Source organism: Mesorhizobium sp. P160219 (assembly GCF_057786095.1).
The window spans coordinates 340,245-356,417 of record NZ_JBYNWG010000001.1; the positions used below are offsets into that span (position 1 = coordinate 340,245).

At 62.6% G+C, this 16,173-nt stretch carries 19 protein-coding genes; 5 read left to right on the forward strand and 14 right to left on the reverse strand.

Annotated elements, in window-relative coordinates:
* Positions 1-211: 211 nt before the first annotated feature.
* From pal to ybgC, 6 genes are all read right to left on the reverse strand, one after another.
* The gene (gene pal / locus AC3EMP_RS01700) at positions 212-718 is read right to left on the reverse strand and encodes a peptidoglycan-associated lipoprotein Pal (RefSeq protein ID WP_460221902.1); all 507 of its coding nucleotides are present in this window, start codon (positions 716-718) and stop codon (positions 212-214) included.
* 249 nt (positions 719-967) lie between these two features.
* Positions 968-2,272, reverse strand: coding sequence for a Tol-Pal system beta propeller repeat protein TolB (gene tolB / locus AC3EMP_RS01705; RefSeq protein WP_023673841.1), 1,305 nt, complete (start codon positions 2,270-2,272; stop codon positions 968-970).
* Between the two features lie 38 nt (positions 2,273-2,310).
* Positions 2,311-3,468, reverse strand: a complete 1,158-nt coding sequence (locus tag AC3EMP_RS01710) for an energy transducer TonB family protein (RefSeq protein ID WP_023700291.1) — start codon at positions 3,466-3,468, stop codon at positions 2,311-2,313.
* A 7-nt stretch (positions 3,469-3,475) separates the two neighbouring features.
* Complete coding sequence (gene tolR / locus AC3EMP_RS01715; RefSeq protein WP_352712247.1) at positions 3,476-3,928, reverse strand: protein TolR; 453 nt, start codon at positions 3,926-3,928, stop codon at positions 3,476-3,478.
* A gap of 9 nt (positions 3,929-3,937) precedes the next feature.
* On the reverse strand, positions 3,938-4,648 hold the full coding sequence (tolQ, locus tag AC3EMP_RS01720; RefSeq protein ID WP_023673844.1) for a protein TolQ: 711 nt from the start codon (positions 4,646-4,648) through the stop codon (positions 3,938-3,940).
* Positions 4,649-4,960: 312 nt separating this feature from the next.
* A complete protein-coding gene (gene ybgC, locus AC3EMP_RS01725) occupies positions 4,961-5,431 on the reverse strand; it encodes a tol-pal system-associated acyl-CoA thioesterase (protein ID WP_023673845.1) in 471 nt (156 codons plus the stop codon).
* A 65-nt stretch (positions 5,432-5,496) separates the two neighbouring features.
* On the opposite strand from ybgC, the gene AC3EMP_RS01730 reads away from it, so the two are divergent.
* Positions 5,497-6,747 carry a glycoside hydrolase family 5 protein gene (locus AC3EMP_RS01730; protein WP_023822462.1) on the forward strand — a complete coding sequence of 417 codons (1,251 nt, stop codon included), beginning with the start codon at positions 5,497-5,499 and terminating at the stop codon, positions 6,745-6,747.
* Positions 6,748-6,891: 144 nt separating this feature from the next.
* Here the strand turns inward: AC3EMP_RS01730 and AC3EMP_RS01735 are convergent, their stop codons facing one another.
* From AC3EMP_RS01735 to AC3EMP_RS01760, 6 genes are all read right to left on the reverse strand, one after another.
* Positions 6,892-7,794 carry a metallophosphoesterase gene (locus AC3EMP_RS01735; RefSeq protein ID WP_352712245.1) on the reverse strand — a complete coding sequence of 301 codons (903 nt, stop codon included), beginning with the start codon at positions 7,792-7,794 and terminating at the stop codon, positions 6,892-6,894.
* 136 nt (positions 7,795-7,930) lie between these two features.
* Entirely contained in the window at positions 7,931-8,968 is a 1,038-nt protein-coding gene (gene ruvB, locus AC3EMP_RS01740) for a Holliday junction branch migration DNA helicase RuvB (RefSeq protein WP_352596683.1), read from the reverse strand.
* A 43-nt stretch (positions 8,969-9,011) separates the two neighbouring features.
* Positions 9,012-9,632, reverse strand: a complete 621-nt coding sequence (ruvA, locus tag AC3EMP_RS01745; RefSeq protein WP_023668770.1) for a Holliday junction branch migration protein RuvA — start codon at positions 9,630-9,632, stop codon at positions 9,012-9,014.
* Positions 9,633-9,642: 10 nt separating this feature from the next.
* Positions 9,643-10,149 (reverse strand): crossover junction endodeoxyribonuclease RuvC, encoded by a 507-nt coding sequence (ruvC, locus tag AC3EMP_RS01750; protein ID WP_023736872.1) that lies wholly within the window; start codon positions 10,147-10,149, stop codon positions 9,643-9,645.
* Between the two features lie 67 nt (positions 10,150-10,216).
* Positions 10,217-10,747, reverse strand: a complete 531-nt coding sequence (gene rcdA / locus AC3EMP_RS01755; protein ID WP_023688956.1) for a protease adaptor protein RcdA — start codon at positions 10,745-10,747, stop codon at positions 10,217-10,219.
* Positions 10,748-11,133: 386 nt separating this feature from the next.
* Positions 11,134-11,514 (reverse strand): hypothetical protein, encoded by a 381-nt coding sequence (locus AC3EMP_RS01760; RefSeq protein ID WP_023668767.1) that lies wholly within the window; start codon positions 11,512-11,514, stop codon positions 11,134-11,136.
* 310 nt (positions 11,515-11,824) lie between these two features.
* Between AC3EMP_RS01760 and AC3EMP_RS01765 the strand changes: the two genes are divergently transcribed.
* Entirely contained in the window at positions 11,825-12,376 is a 552-nt protein-coding gene (locus AC3EMP_RS01765) for a hypothetical protein (protein WP_352638515.1), read from the forward strand.
* 7 nt (positions 12,377-12,383) lie between these two features.
* Here the strand turns inward: AC3EMP_RS01765 and AC3EMP_RS01770 are convergent, their stop codons facing one another.
* Complete coding sequence (locus AC3EMP_RS01770) at positions 12,384-13,154, reverse strand: sulfite exporter TauE/SafE family protein (protein WP_023668765.1); 771 nt, start codon at positions 13,152-13,154, stop codon at positions 12,384-12,386.
* 257 nt (positions 13,155-13,411) lie between these two features.
* On the opposite strand from AC3EMP_RS01770, the gene AC3EMP_RS01775 reads away from it, so the two are divergent.
* Positions 13,412-13,909, forward strand: coding sequence for a GNAT family N-acetyltransferase (locus AC3EMP_RS01775; RefSeq protein WP_023824263.1), 498 nt, complete (start codon positions 13,412-13,414; stop codon positions 13,907-13,909).
* On the opposite strand, the gene AC3EMP_RS01780 is transcribed toward AC3EMP_RS01775, so the two are convergent.
* Positions 13,866-14,303 carry an Lrp/AsnC family transcriptional regulator gene (locus AC3EMP_RS01780; protein WP_352638510.1) on the reverse strand — a complete coding sequence of 146 codons (438 nt, stop codon included), beginning with the start codon at positions 14,301-14,303 and terminating at the stop codon, positions 13,866-13,868. The genes AC3EMP_RS01775 and AC3EMP_RS01780 overlap by 44 nt on opposite strands.
* Before the next feature lie 128 nt (positions 14,304-14,431).
* Between AC3EMP_RS01780 and AC3EMP_RS01785 the strand changes: the two genes are divergently transcribed.
* Positions 14,432-15,349 carry a DMT family transporter gene (locus AC3EMP_RS01785; protein ID WP_023716071.1) on the forward strand — a complete coding sequence of 306 codons (918 nt, stop codon included), beginning with the start codon at positions 14,432-14,434 and terminating at the stop codon, positions 15,347-15,349.
* Positions 15,350-15,491: 142 nt separating this feature from the next.
* Entirely contained in the window at positions 15,492-16,139 is a 648-nt protein-coding gene (locus AC3EMP_RS01790) for a thiamine phosphate synthase (protein WP_023832597.1), read from the forward strand.
* Positions 16,140-16,173: the final 34 nt, after the last annotated feature.

Genomic DNA, 16,173 nt, shown 5'->3' on the forward strand with positions numbered 1-16,173 from the left:
GTGCCTCTCGCCGTGAATATCGTGAGCCTGTTCGCGCCTTCCGATCACAGTGGGACCGGCACGACGCCCTCGGCTCTTAGCAGGAGGCGAGACTTCGGCCAAATTTTGTTTCCGGGTTTGTTTCCGGGGCCGAAACTAAAAAAGGCGGCCACAAGGCCGCCTTTCGCATGGAGGTGTTGCAATTATGCGACTAAGGCCGCCGTCTTACTCATCAGGAGCCGGCGCCGGAGAGCGTGGTGACGGCGCGGCAATTCTGCGACCAGCAGGAGATGTCGTCGCAGACCGCGACCGGACGTTCCTTGCCGTAGGAAATGGTCTTCAGGCGGCTCGCCGAAACGCCCCTGGCGACCAGGAAGTCGCGGGTGGCGGCGGCGCGGCGGGCGCCGAGAGCCAGATTGTATTCACGTGTGCCGCGTTCGTCAGCATGGCCTTCGACGACGATGGCGTACTGCTTGTACTGGTTGAGCCACTGTGCCTGCCGCGACAGCGTCGTCTGCGCATCGGCGCGGATCGCGGTCGAGTCCGTGTCAAAGAAGATGCGGTCGCCAATGTTGACGGTGAAGTCCTGCGCCGAGCCCGGCGTTGCGGCACCCGCGCCATTGAGACCGAGATCGGCAGCGTTGTTCGGGGTTTTCTTCGAGGCGCAACCGGTGATGGCGAGCATCGCGATCAGGGCGATCATCGCCGGGTTTCTGGTAAGTGCTGCGATACGGCCCATGCCGCCTCTCCTTCGTATTCGAGTGATCGTATTTCGAGTGATTTCGTTGATCACCCAGTAACCACGTTTGGGTTAACCGGCATTCAAGAAATACGGTTAATGTTTGGTTTCGATCGTCCGTCCACGACCTTCAAATCCACAGTCACAGTTGGCGCGGACCCTAGGCGGAAATGCGGCCGAAACGCGACTAATGAATGGAAAAGGGGCCAAACGGGCCCCTTTTTAGCAGGTGTGGCAATTCGGCCGAAACTACTCCAGCAGCGGCGACCAGGCGGGATCCGACGCGAAATTCGCGGTCGGGATCGACTGTTCGTTGCGGCCGGTGAGATCGACGGAAACCAGTTTTGGGCCGCCGGCGGAGTCGCGGAAGAACATCAGCACGCGGCCGTTGGGCGCCCAGGTCGGTCCCTCCTGCTGGAAGCCCGAGGAGAGGATGCGCTCGCCCGAACCGTCGGTCTTCATGACGCCGATCTGGAATTCGCCGCCGGTCTGCTTGGTGAAGGCGACGAGGTCGCCGCGCGGCGACCACACCGGCGTCGAATAGACGCCGTCGCCGAACGAAATGCGGGTCTGGCCCGAGCCGTCGGCGCCCATCACATAAATCTGCGCACGGCCGCCACGATCGGAAGTGAATACCACCTTGCTGCCGTCGGGCGAATAAGAGGGCGAGGTGTCGATGGCGGTCGAGTTGGTCAGCCGGGTGGTCGAGCGGCTTCGCAGGTCCATGGCGAAGATGTTGGAATTGCCGTCATCGCGCAGCAGGCTCATGATCACCTTCTGGCCGTCGGGCGAGAAGCGCGGCGCAAAGGTCATGCCGGGAAAGTTGCCGACCAGTTCGCGCTGTCCGGTCTCGATCTGCAGCAGATAGACCCGCGGCTGGCCGCTTTCATAGGACATGTAAGTGATTTCCTGCCGATTCGGCGAGAAACGCGGCGTCAGCACGATCGAGCGGCCATCGGAGAGATAGCGCACATTGGCGCCGTCCTGGTCCATGATGGCGAGCCGCTTCTTACGCGCATTCTTGGCGCCGGATTCGTCGATGAAGACGACGCGTGTGTCGAAATAGCCCTTCTCGCCGGTGAGCTTCTCATAGATCGCATCGGCGATGATGTGGGCGACACGGCGTTGATTTGCGTCGTTGGCGAAAAACTGCTCCCCGGCTATCTGCTGGTTGCCAAAAATATCCCATAGTCGGTACTGGGCGCGGATTCGGCCGTCCGCCTCCTTGCTCACGCTGCCGGTGACCAGCGCCTGCGCATTGATCACCTTCCAGTCGTCGAAACGGGGCTGCGCATCCGGATTGGCGATCTTCTCGATGAAGGCGTTCTTGTCTATCGGTGCGAAGAGACCGGAGCGCTTCAGGTCGGCGGTGACGATCTCGGAAATCTGCGCGCCGAGCCCTCCCTGGAAATCTGGGATGGCGATCGGCATCGGTTCGACATTGCCTTTGTTGACGTTGAGCTCGAGGGTTGCTCGAGCAGGCAAGGTGACGACGGCGTTCATGCCCATCGCCATCGCGGCGACCATCAGGAGCGGCTTGAGGATGGATTTCATGTCTTCTCGCTTCTCTTGCTGATTTCTGGGTGCTCAGGCTACAGGCCAAGCATCGCTCTGGGATCGAAGTTGACGCGAACGTCGGACCAAATGTCATGCTTTCCGGCGGGCACCTGCAGGCCGGCGACATCGCATTTCTGCACAGCGCGAACCGCGCTGCTGTCGAACTGGGGGTTGCCGCTGGACTTCTCGACGGTCGGACGGCCCTCCAGCTTGCCGGAGGCATCCAGGCTGAAACGGATCACCACGGTGAAATCCTCAGAACCCTCAAGCCCAACCGGGAGGGTCCAGCAGCCACCGAGTTGTTCTTCCAATGCCCCTTGCTCGGACTTCGACAGCTTCTGGCCTTGATCCTTGTCGCCGCCTAGCGATGCCTGTTGGGTCGAGCGCTTGGCGCCGCCGCCGGATGGCTTCTGCTTGTCGAGCAAAGCCTTGATGTCAGCCTCATTGAACTGCTTGTCATCCGACTTCGGCTTCGACGACGCTTCCTTGACCGGCTTGTCGGTGTCCTTGCGGTCCGGAGCCTTCGCGCTTTCGGCCTGCGCCGGCTGCGGCTTCGGCCGTGCTTCGGGAGCAGGAGCGGAAGTCGGAAGCTGCGCTTCTTCCAGAGGCTGCTGATCCGATATGGCTTCGGCGACCGCATCGGGCTTCACGCGTGGCTTCGGCTCTATGGCGGCGGTCGTGTCCGGCTGCGGTGTTGGTGCAGGCTCCTTCACCGGGGTCGGCTTCGGTTCAACCTGCTTCACCGGCTCGGGCTTGACCTCTTCCTTCGGCTGCGGCTCCGGCGCCACCTCCGTCGCAGGTGTCGGCTTCGGCGCTTCCTTTGGCTTCGGCGTGTCCTCGGTCTTCGGCTTTTCGGTCGGCGTCGGCGCCGGAGCAGCCGTCGCTGTTTTCTCCACCGGCTTCGGCTTGGGATCGTCCGTCACCGGCTTGTCGGTATCAACGCTGTTCTCGCCGATTTTCTGTGCATCTGGCACGATGTCGGGACGCTTGGTCGGCATCGGCGCCGGCTTTTCATGCATCACCGCCTTCTTGTCGCCCTGCAGCGTCTGCGCAATGGCTTCCATGGGAACGATGTCGACCGCTATCGACTCCACATCCGTGGACGGCAGCGCGGCCGGCGCCGACAGGGTGAACAGGCCGAAAGCCAGTGCCACCGTATGCAGTATCACCGATGTGGTGAGGCCGGTCTTCATCGTGCGTCTACTGATCCTGTTGCTGCAGTGAAATCAGGCCGATATTCTTGTAGCCGGCGGCCTGGATGAGGGCCATGACCTCCATCGCGGCGCCATAGTTGGTCGCCTTGTCGCCTCGGATGAAGATGCGCTCTTCGTAGCCGGTCTTGGAAATCGCCTGCAGTTTGGCGACCAGCTCTTCCCTTGGGATTTCGGCCTCCTGCAGGAAAATCTTGCCGGCCGCGTCGATCGAAACGGTGATCGGCTGGGTGTCGGCGTTCATAGCCTTGGCCTTAGTCTCCGGCAGGTCGACCGGCACGCCGACCGTCAACATAGGTGCGGCGACCATGAAGATGATCAAGAGCACCAGCATCACGTCGACCATCGGCGTGACGTTGATTTCCGACATCAATGCATGGTGGCGGCCGCGCCGCCTGTGTCCGCGTCCGCCGCGTCCTGCCATGCCAACCGACATACCCATCTTCTTACCTCAGCCCTTAGGCGCTACTTTTTCATCGATTTGGCGCGAGAGTATGGCGGAGAACTCGTCCGAGAACCCTTCCATCCGCACGGCGATCTTGTTCGCGTCGGATGACAGCTTGTTGTAGGCGATAACCGCCGGTATGGCGGCGAGAAGACCGATGGCCGTCGCCAGCAGCGCTTCGGCAATGCCGGGTGCAACAACCGCGAGACTGGTGTTCTTCGAACCGGCAATCGCCTGGAACGAGGTCATGATGCCGATGACGGTGCCGAACAGGCCGATGAAGGGTGCGGCCGAACCAGTGGTGGCGAGAAAGCCGAGACGGCCCTCCAGCTTCTCCATCTCGCGCGTCAACGCCAGGTCCATCGCCTTGTCAATGCGGGTCTGCAGGCCGAGCGGCGATTTGGCCCCCTTCTCGAAGCTCTTCTTCCATTCGCGCATGGCCGCAACGAAGATCGCACCCATGCCCGTGGTCTTGCGGTCGGCAAGCGTGCGATAGAGCTCTTCCAGCGACTGCCCCGACCAGAACACCTGTTCGAAGCGATTGAGCGACAGACGCATGCGGGCATAGCTGACCAGCTTGTCGACGATGATCGCCCAGGTCCAGACCGAGGCGCAGAGCAGACCGATCATGACCAGCTTGACCACCCAGCTGGCCTGTGTGAACAGCGCCCAAATCGACAATTGCGCTGCCGGATCGGCGAGTGCGGTAGTTTCCATGCTTCAGTCCTTAAGATTTTCCGGGCATCGCTGGCGGCTGGCCCATGGGCATCCCTTGTGGTCCGTTCGCGCTTGGCTTCCGGATTAACCCCAAAATGCACCGTTGGCGGCCTTTTCAGGGCAAATATTGGTGAAAGGAAGGCGCGCGGATTCTTCCAATCTTCACCGATCTCTTCATGAACCGTTATGGTTAAGGATGGGTTAGGAAATATGGCGCGGCGCATTGCCGCGCCAAGGGACGACGCGGGCCATCCATCCACAATCGAATGCGCTGCCGATTGGCCGCTCGTTGCCGGCCGGCAGGCCTGGATATCAGCTTGCTCCTGGTAGAAAGGCCGCGATCCATTCTTTCGGAAAGCGCTTCGGCCGGCCGTTCTCGCCGATGATCGCCGCCTCGACCTTTGCTTCGACCAGAACCTCTGTCCCGCGTTTCAATTGCTGCGCCATGACGATGCGGGCGCCGGAAATATCCTGCGTCGATGTGTCGATGGTCAGGATGTCGTCCATGCGGGCAGGCGAGCGGAAGTCTATCTCCATCCGCCGCACCACCCAGACGATCCGTTCGCCGTGCTTGCCTTCGTGAAGTTCTGTGTGGTGGACGCCCGCCAGCCTGAGATAGTCCGAGCGGCCGCGCTCGAAGAATTCGAGATAGCGCGCATGGTAGACGACGCCGGAAAAATCGGTGTCGGCATAGTAGACTCGCGCCATCAGCCGATGGCCGAATTCCGTCAAGGCTCCGGAAAGCCCGCCGGCAAGCGCCGCCGATTCACCATGATCGTCCATCGCGCTTTCCTTTTTGCCCCCGGCGGGGCACCTGTCTTGCCAAAATCACCAGCGCAGCAAACCGGATGGCACTGTTGACGGCGATGATCAAGACCGTGATGGCAGCGCTGCTGGTGCTGGCGGCGTCTGCGCTTCCCGGTCAGGCCGCGAGCTTTTCGATGAAGCGCGGCCTCAACCTCGACCAGTGGACGACCTGGGTCGGGGAAGACAAATGGAACGACCGACAAGCCATCCTACCCTATCCGGAATGGCGCAAGTTCCTCGACGAGGATGACCTCAAGGCACTGAAGGCCGCCGGCTTCGACTTTCTGCGCATGCCGGTCGATCCCTCGCCGTTTATGTCGGATCAGACACTGGCGCTGCGTGAAGACCTTTATGCCAGCGTGCGGGACTCGGCGCGCATGATCAACCGGGCCGGTCTGAAAGTGATCGTCGACATGCACCTGATCCCCGCCGGCGGCGGCCGCGAGATCGGCATGGGCCAGGTGATGGACGATCCCGCAACCTTCGACGCCTATGTCGAGGTCGTCCGCAAAATGGCGCGCACGCTTGCCACTGAGGACCCGGCGCAGGTCGCTTTCGAGCCGATGAACGAGCCTATCGTCGACTGCGACAGCGATGGCACCAGCCTGTGGCCGGAGCGTCAGCAAAAGCTGTTCGCGGCCGCGCGCGCCTCGGCCACCAGGCTGACGCTGATCCTGACCGGCGCCTGTTATTCCAATGCGGCTTCGCTGGTCAAGATCGACCCAAAGTCGATCCCCGACGACAACCTCATCTGGACCTTCCACTCCTACGACCCGTTCCTGCTGACGCATCAGGGCGCGACCTGGGCCGGCGATTTCATTCTTTATGTTACCGGGCTGCCCTATCCGCTGACCGCGGTGCCGCGCGCCGAGCTCGATGCGACGCTGGATGCGATCCGCGCCAAGATAAAAGCCGAGGCGCCATGGACCAGACGGAACGGCCTGCTCGCCTATCTCGATGAACAAGCCGCCAGCATGGACACGGACGAAAAGCTGCTCGGCGTCATCGATGCGCCGTTCGAAAAGGTCGAGGCCTGGGCGAAGGCCAACGCCATCAAGCCGGAAAACATCACGCTGGGCGAGTTCGGCATGATCCGCCAGGAGTATGGCAACCCCTATGTGATGCCGCCCAAATACCGCGCCGCCTATGTCAAGGACATGATCGCGCGCGCCGAGGCGCATGGCTTCTCATGGTCGGTGTGGAGTTTTGGCGGCGCCTTCGGCATCGTCAATGCCTTCAACGGCGAAAAGGCCGAACCCGCCGTGATGGATGCAATCCGCTCGCTCCATTAGCCCTAGGGCATGTCGAGATCCAGATCAGGCCGAGTCGGAAATGAGGGGTCCGAGAACCGGAACGGAGCGGACTTTGGTCCGTGACTACCGGAAGCGCAGGAACACCTCATTTGCAGGCCGGCATCACCTGAATACCGGCATGCTCTAACCGAGGTCGATCTGTAGGATCTCCGGCCGCATGCCAAAGCGCACCGGCGCGATGCTGAAGCCGAGCCCGCCTGACACGATCAAATTGCGGTCATTCTCGACGACATGGCCATAGGCAAAGCGGTTGCCGAAGCGGGACGGCACCACCGGTGAATAGCCGAACAGCCTGACCTGCCCGCCATGTGTGTGGCCCGACAGCGTCAGCGAAACCCGCCACGGCACTTTCGGGAAAATGTCAGGCTCATGCGCAAGCAGGATGATCGGTGCCTGGTCGGTGATCTTGGCCAGCGTGCCGTCGAGATCGTCGAGGCCTTCAAATTTGTCGCGGCCTGCGGCCTTGTTCGGTAACAGTGCCAGTTGATCGGCGAGCCCGGCGATCCAGAAGCCGTATCCATCCTTTTGCAGGCGCACGGCGTCGTTCTCCAGAACCGAGATGCCGGCTTCCTCCAATGCCTTGCGCGCCACAGTCGGCCCCGCTCCGGCCTGCTGCGCGAAAGGATCGTGCCACCAGTCGTGATTGCCGAGGATCGACACGACACCAAGCGGCGCCTTCAGTCCTGACAAGGCCGGCGCCCATTCATGGGCCTCCACCCGGTTCGTCACCAGGGACATGCCTGAGATATAGTCGCCGAGCAGTACGATCAGATCGGGCTGCAGCACGTTCGCACCCTCGACGAGTGAAGCGATCCGCTCAGGCGTCATCCAGGGGCGGCAGGCGTGAATATCGGCAAGTGCTACGACGCGCAGCTTCAAGCCCGCCGGCCAATGCGGCGGCGTCAGCCGGTAGCGCTTGACATGGGTCAACAGCATCGGCTCGATGCCGACCGCATAGGCACTGAGCGACGCAAGCGAGAGGAACGAACCCCCGACGAATTTCAGGAACCCGCGTCTGGTGATCACTTTTCTGGCTCCGACGCTTGATCGGAGCAGTTCGCGCCGACACTACGACGCCCGATAGCATCCAGGAATGCGCCTTCACGCTGGCAGGCTTGAGGAAATTCTGCGCAGACAGCCCGTTCCGGAGGACAAATCTCCGTTACTCTTCGTGGAACAGGTTGATCTGCTGCTGCGCCAGATCCTTCGGTGCGTCGAGGCCGAGATGGCGCCAGGCATTGGCGGTCAGCACGCGGCCGCGTGGCGTGCGTTGGATGAAACCCTGCTGGATCAGATAGGGCTCGATAATGTCCTCGATGGCGTCGCGCGGCTCGGACAGGCCGGCGGCGATGGTTTCGATGCCGACCGGCCCACCACCGAAATTGCGCGCGATCATCGAGAGATAGCGGCGGTCGAGCGCGTCGAGGCCGAGCGCGTCGACCTCCAGCCGCGTCAGGGCTTCGTCGGCAACCTGCTTGTCGACGTGACCGTCGCCGGCAACGGAGGCAAAGTCGCGCACCCGGCGCAGCAGCCGGCCGGCGATGCGCGGCGTGCCGCGGGCGCGACGTGCGATCTCCAGCGCGCCATCGTCGCCAAGCGGCATTTGCAGGATGCGGGCGCCGCGCCGCACGATCTGCTCCAGTTCCTCGACAGAATAGAAATTGAGCCGCACCGGAATGCCGAAACGGTCGCGCAGCGGGTTGGTCAAAAGGCCGAGCCTGGTGGTGGCGGCGACGAGCGTGAAGCGGGCAAGATCGATCTTGACCGAGCGTGCCGCCGGACCTTCGCCGATGATCAGGTCGAGCTGGAAATCCTCCATCGCCGGATAGAGGATTTCCTCGACTGCCGGATTGAGCCGGTGGATCTCGTCGATGAACAGTACATCGCGGTCTTCCAGATTGGTGAGAAGTGCGGCGAGATCGCCGGCCTTGGCGATCACCGGACCGGAGGTCGAGCGGAAATTGACGCCGAGCTCGCGCGCCATGATCTGCGCCAGCGTTGTCTTGCCAAGCCCCGGCGGCCCGACGAACAGCACATGGTCAAGCGCCTCGCTGCGGCCCTTGGCGGCCTCGATGAAGACTTTGAGATTGGCCCGCACCGCGGCCTGGCCGACGAAATCGGCGAGCGTCTGCGGCCGCAAGGTCTGCTCAGCATCCTCGCCGCGCTTTTCCGGGGCAATGAGGCGGGGTGAAAGGCTCATGCGGCCTTCCTCGCACAGGGCAAAGGACCGGACAAGCAATCACTCACCGCGCCAGTTCCTTCAGCCCGAAACGAATGAGCTTCGAGGCATCGGCGTCCTCGCCGGCCGTCTTCAGCGCCGCCGCGACAGCATTGGCTGCTGTGTCGCGCGAATAGCCGAGATTGACCAGCGCCGAGACGGCGTCGGTAATCGGCGCCGGCGCCACGCCTTCGCCGAGCTCCTGCTTAAGGCCGATGGTGCCGGAGGCGGTTCCGGCATAGGCCGGCGCCTTGTTCTTCAACTCGGTGACGATGCGCTCGGCCACCTTCTTGCCGACGCCGGGCGCGCGGCTGACCATGGCGATGTCGCGCAGCGCGATCGCATTGGCGAGGTCTGCCGGCGCCAGCGTCGACAGGATGGCCAGCGCCACCTTGGCGCCGACGCCTTGCACATTGCTCATCAAGAGCCGGAACCATTCGCGCTCAAGCACCGACTGGAAACCGTAGAGCCGGATCATGTCCTCGCGCACATAGGTCTCGATGAACAGCACCACCGCCTCGCCGGGCGAAGGCAGCGCGGCCAGCGTGCGCGCCGAGCAATAGGCGACATAGCCGACGCCGTGCACATCGACGAGGCAGAAATCCTCCTCGATCTCGTCCAGCGTGCCTTTCAATTTGCCGATCATGCGTGATCCCTCATGCCAGCGCCATCCTGTAGGCGACGCTTTGCCGGTGATGCGCGTGGCAGATGGCGATAGCCAACGCGTCGGCGGCATGTTCGGTGTCGAAAACGGCTTTCGGCAACAGCACCTTTACCATCATGTGGATCTGCTTCTTGTCGCCATGGCCAACGCCGATCACCGCCTTTTTGACGGCATTGGGGGCATATTCGGCGACGACAAGGCCGGCGCGCGCCGGCACCAGCATGGCTATGCCGCGCGCCTGGCCGAGCTTCAGCGTCGCCACGGCATCCTTGTTGACGAAGGTCTGTTCGACGGCCGCCTCGTGCGGCATGGCGCTGTGCACGATATCGGCGAGGCCGTCATGCAGCTGGCACAGCCGCCTCGCCAGTGCCGCCTTGTCGTCGGAGCGTACAGTGCCGGAGCTGATAAAGCGCAGCGAGTTGCCGAGGCTCTCGACGATGCCCCATCCGGTGCGCCTCAGCCCCGGATCGATACCGATAATGCGAATCGCTTCCCTCATGCGCGAAGTCTACCTCCGGCGCACAGCGATGTCAGGGAAATGTGAACAAACCGGAAACGGGAAGCGTTTAACCTCGAGCGAAAGCCGTATTCAGCAGCGTGATCTGGTCGGAAACCGGATTGGCGCGGCGGCCTGTTACCGGCGTCTCGGCAAACGCGCCGCCATAGATCTCTTCGTCCATGCGGCGCACCAGCGCCTGCAGGCGCAGCGAGCGGGTGACGAGGTCGAGGAAATCCTTCGGCAGTTCGCCCCAGCCGACCGCTTCGTCATGCGCCGAGGCGGTGTCGAGACGCACCTTGGATTTTTCCGAGGCGACCTGGTCGCGGGTCATCTCGCCGGAATTTGCCGCCCGCTGCAAAAGCAGCCAGGAGGCGACCTGCATCAGCCTTGTGGTCAGCCGCATCGATTCGGCCGCATAGAGCGTCGCCGCCAGTCTGGACAGCTTCTTGGCCTCGGCCCGGCCCTTGCCGTCGAGATATTCCGCTGCTTGCTCAACCAGGCCCATGCCTTCCTGGTAGAGCGGTTTGAAGGATTGGGAGAAAACCCGGCGTTCCGCCAGCTTGATGGTTTTCGCGCTGCCCTTCGAAGGCTCGTTCATCGATACGCCCCTGCACTGCCCCGTCGGCTGATTCGGCTTCATCGCCGTCACGCCGGCACCCTAGATGACTGAAGCTTGAAAATGCGCTTCGCCGCCGGCGAAGGCAAGCACATGTTTAACAAACGGTTAACGCCTGCGCAGGGGCGCCAAGCGGACCAAAAGCAGACAAAAAAAGAGCCGCGGATAAGGCGGCTCTCAGGAGTTTAACAGGGAGGCGTCAAACGAAGTGGCTCCAACCACTCGGTAAGAATCCAGATCACTGGATGGACATAGTAAACACCTGTAAAGCTTAATGGACCCTTAACGGCGCGGATATTTCTTGATCGACCGCTGCCCTTCTGTGCCGTATAAGCACAACGGCCCCCGAAGCCTGATCGTCAGCTTGTTCATGCCTTCTTCCATACAGCCGGCAAGGAAATGAAGGCGAACAGCAGCATTGCCGCATAAAAGCCCATCGAGGAGGAAGCCAGCACCGGCTCGATCTCCGGATGGCCGGCAAGTTCAAAGTAAAGCCCGATCATCAGTGCGATTCCGCAGATTGCTGTCAGCCAGAAATGCACGACCGCAATCGTCTTTTGCCCGACCGCTGGAAACAGGTGGTAGAAGAAAGCAAACACCGCCGACATCAGCCAGCCCGCCACCATGGTGTGCGCGTGGGTCGGCATCTGCCCATGGTCATTGGAGATCGCCATATGCAGGCCGAGCGCCATGCCGCACAGGGAATAGATGACGGCCAGGGTGAAGAAATTTCGTGCTACGCCTTGCATGGGATACCCTCGTTGGTTGTTTCAGACTTGGTCCGACCGCGCGCGGCCAAAATGGAGCGTCGGTCGCGAGCGGCTTAGTCCCCGCAGGTTTCAGGATCATGCCGCGAAACCAGCCAATGCCGACACGGCGTCCATCCGGCAAATGCCGGGTATTGTGCGGGCTGCGGTAAAATCCGGCGACGGCGCCACCGCAACAAGCCGGCACCCACGCGGCATCTTCTGGATACATGTACGGAGATAATCCGCCCTCCTTCGGAAGCAGACGCGCGAAAGCAGCGTTTACCCCCGGAACGATGCACAAGGAGCGGCAATGGACTGGTATTCTCTCTTCAAATTCCTGCATGTCATGGCAGCGATCCTCTGGCTCGGCGGCGGTTTCGCCATGCTGCTGGTTTCGATACTCGCCGATCGCGCCGGCGACGACGAGACGCTGATGGTCATGCTGAGAACGACGGACAAACTCGGCTTGCGTCTGTTCGTGCCGGCGTCTATCGCGACCCTTGGCTTCTGGTCTGGTGCTGACTTCGCTATGGACCGGCTTCTCCGACCTTTGGGTCGTCATCGGCCTTTGCGGCTACGCCGCCGCGTTTCTACCGGTATCCTCGTGCTGAAGCCTTCGTTCGAAAAGCTTGCCGCAATGCTTGCCGCGGACGGCATGACCCCGGCTGCCATAGCGTTTGGGCGCCGCATGATACGGATCGTCAAGTTCGATTTCGTCATCATGATCGTCGTCGTCGCCGACATGGTGCTGAAGCCGACCGCGCACGACATCGCCACTCTCGGCGCCATGGCGGTCGTGGTCGTTGGTGGTGCATCGCTGACCTTTGCGAGCGCCCCGCGAACCAAACCGGCAGCCGCCTGAGCGGGATTTAGAGCAGGCCGGCGATCCCGTCCCAAAGCAGCTTGACCGCGACCACGGCCACGGTCGCGTAGGTGAAGGGATAAAAAATCTCCGGCCGCATGCGCCGCACCAGCCAGGCGCCGGCGATGGTGGCCAGCGGCGCCAGCGGCATCAGCACGGCCGACGCCGTCAGGTTGGCGGTGTCGAACTGGCCAAGCGCGAAGTAGGGGATCAGCTTCAGCGCGTTGGTGGCGGCAAAGAAGATCGCCGATGTCCCCGACAGCACCTTCGGATCGAGCCGGATCGGCAGCGCATAGACCTGGAAGGGGGGCCCGCCGACATGGGCGACGAAGCTGGTGAAGCCGGCGACGGTGCCCCAGAAGGCGGCGGCGATGCGGTTGGGCGCCGCCGCATGGTCGGAACCGTGGCGGAACTGGAGATAGAGCCAGCGCAGCACGAAGATCAGCGCGACAGCGCCGACGATCAGCCGCACCATCTCTTCGGTTACGAGCGCTGCCGTCAGCCAGCCGAGCCCAATGCCGATCACCGCGCCCGGCATCATGTCGACCAGCATCTTTCTGTCGTAGACGCCCCACCACGTCCACACCGAAACGATGTCCATCAGGCACAGGATCGGCAGCAGGATGGCCGCCGCCTGCACCGGCGGCATGGCCAGCGCCATCAAAGGCACGCCAACGAAGCCGACAGCGCCGCCGAAGCCGCCTTTCGACAGCCCGACAAGTATCACCGCCGGAATGGCGGCGGCATAAAACCACGGATCGGCGAGCAGACCTGACATGAACTGGAAATGCTGGAGGGAAGACGGTTGCCCTGCAATAGCCTAGAAACCCTTGCGCCGCGACCGGGAAAATGCCGGCCGTGTCGATCAACTGTGCGTAAAGCGACGGTTCCGGATTTACGGCAAGATCGCCGCCGATGCATAAGGGCGCCGTCCGATGCATCAGGTTTTGACCCCAGGTTTTGGCCCCAGGTTTTGACCCCAGGTTTTTGGCCCCAGGTTTTTGACCCCAGGTTTTTGACCCCAGGTTTTTGACAATGAGCGAACCCCACATCCGCCGCGCCGAAGCGGCCGACCTGCCTGCCATCGTAGCCATGCTCGCCGACGATCCGCTTGGCCGCAGCCGCGAGGATGCGACCGAGCCACTCGCCAAGGCCTATCGCGACGCCTTTGCCGCCATCGACGCCGACCCCAACCAGTTTCTTGCCGTGATGACGGATAGCGGCCGCGTCATCGGCACGTTGCAGATCAGCTATCTCGCCGGGCTGTCGCTGCAGGGCGCCTTGCGCGGCCAGATCGAGGCTGTGCGCGTCGTCGCAGACCGCCGCGGCGAACGGCTGGGACAGCGTCTGCTGGAATGGGCGGTCGAACAGTGCCGTGAACGCGGCTGCAAGATTGTCCAGCTGACCACCAACAAGAGCCGCCAGGACGCGCATCGCTTCTATGACCGGCTCGGCTTCAAGGCCAGCCACATCGGCTACAAGCTGGAGCTTAATTCAGTGGCGGCGGACGGCGCCGGATCGGCTGCGCCTTGATGATGGCGGTGCTGGTCTCCGCCTTGTCGGCGATGCGGTCGAGAAGCTTGTCGAGCTCGCCGATGGAGCGCACGTAGAGCCGGGCCACGAAACAGTCGTCGCCGGTGACCTTGTCGCATTCGCCGAATTCCGGGATCTCCTCGATCAGCTTCTGGACGATATGCAGCTTGCCCGGCAGTGGCCGCACCCGCACGATCGCCTGCAGCGGAAACCCCAGCGCCTCCGGGTCGATCTCGATGGTGAAGGCGCGGATGACGCCGCGTTCCTCGAGCCGCCGCAGCCGTTCCGAGACGCTCGGCGACGACAGCCCGACCTGCTGCGCCAGTTCCTTCAACGAAGTCCGCGAATCCAGGATCAGGATATCGAGAAGCTTTCTGTCCAACTCGTCCAGCATTTTCATCTCCTCGCAAAAGGGCAGCGCGCGCCTTATTAAATAAGGTGTTGTCCCCCTATCACCTTTCATAGGGCATATAAACCCTCAAGACGGCATGAGATTATGGCTCAACAGATAGAGGTATTGTCATGGACAACACGGTACGCGGCACGATCGAGATGACGGCGGCGATGACGATCGTCGGCACGATCGGCTGGTTTGTCGTCATGTCGGGCCAGCCCGTTATGGACGTGGTGTTCTGGCGCTGCGCCTTCGGCGCGGTGGCGCTGCTGATCACCTGCGCGGCACTCGGGCTGCTGCGCGGCAGGCTGACGCTGCGCATTGTTGCCATCGCCGCTCTTGGCGGCGCGGCTATCGTCATCAACTGGCTGTTGCTGTTCAGCGCCTTCTCCCGCGCCTCGATCTCGATTGCCACGGCGGTCTACAACACGCAGCCCTTCATGCTGGTCGGCTTCGGCGCGCTGTTCTTCGGCGAGCGGCTGACCTTGGCCAAGCTGACCTGGCTCGGCATCGCCTTCGCCGGCATGCTGCTGATCGTGCAGACAGGGCCCGATGCGGGCGTCGGTTCCGGCATCACCGGCACAGATTATGTCATCGGCATCGTCATGGCGCTCGGAGCGGCCTTCTTCTGGGCTGTCGCGGCAATCGTCGCCAAGAAGCTCAAGGGCACCCCGCCGCATCTGATCGCGCTGATCCAGGTCTGCGTCGGCGTCGTCATGCTGGCGCCCTTTGCCAACCTCTCGCATTTGCCCGCCGATGCCTGGAGCTGGGCCATGCTGGCCACGCTTGGCGTCGTTCACACCGGCCTGGTGTACATATTGATGTACGCCGCCATCCAGAAACTGCCGACGCATCTGCAGGGGTCGCTGTCCTTCATCTATCCTGTCGTTGCGATCCTGGTCGATGTGATGGCCTTCGGCCACCGGCTGCATCCGGCCCAGCTCGTCGGCGCAGCCGCGATCCTGATCGCCGCCGCCGGCATGAATCTCGGCTGGACTTTGTGGAGGGCCAAATCGCCGGCCGAAAGCCCGCAAGCCGTCAAATGAGCCGCAGAGCGTCGGCTCGCCGGCGATCGTAAACCAAAGCCAGCGCATCGTTCCCCGCCCGCCTGTTCAAGGCGGGCGCTTTGTTCTATGCCGCAATGCAACCATCTTCGCCCGGCATAGGCGAAACCCGGGATCGAAAGCCATGAACGACGCAACACCCCCCAACCGCTGCCGCATCGTGCTGATCGCACCCAAGGACGCTCCGGCCGAGCGTATTGCGACTGCCTTCGACGGCGGTGATATCGCTTCGCTGATCCTGCCTGAGAACGGCATGGACGAGGCTGCCTTCCAGGCCTTTGCGGAACAGATCGTACCGGCGGCGCAAGCGGCCGGCATCGCCGTCATCATTGCCGGCGACACCCGCATTGCCGGCCGTGTCCAGGCCGACGGCATTCATGTCGAGGTTTCCAAGGACGCGCTGGCCGAGACCATCGAGCACTTCCAGGGCAAGATGATGGTCGGCGCCGGTGGCGCCAAGACGCGCGACGACGCGCTGGAACTCGGCGAAACCAGGCCCGACTACATCTTCTTCGGCCGCTTCGGCTACGACAACAAGCCGGAACCGCATCCGCGCAACCTGTCGCTTGGGCAATGGTGGGCGGACGTGATCGAGATCCCTTGCGTCGTAATGGCCGGTTCCGCCATCGCTTCGGTAGAAGCGGTGGCCGCCACTGGCGCCGAGTTCGTGGCCGTCTCAAGCGCTGTCTTCGCCGAAGGCGCCGATCCGAAGGCGGCGATTGCTGCCGCCAATGCGCTGCTCGACCAAACCGCGCCGCGCTTCGAGGGCTGACGTGCGCCGACCTGGACTTCCTCTCGCGATTCTC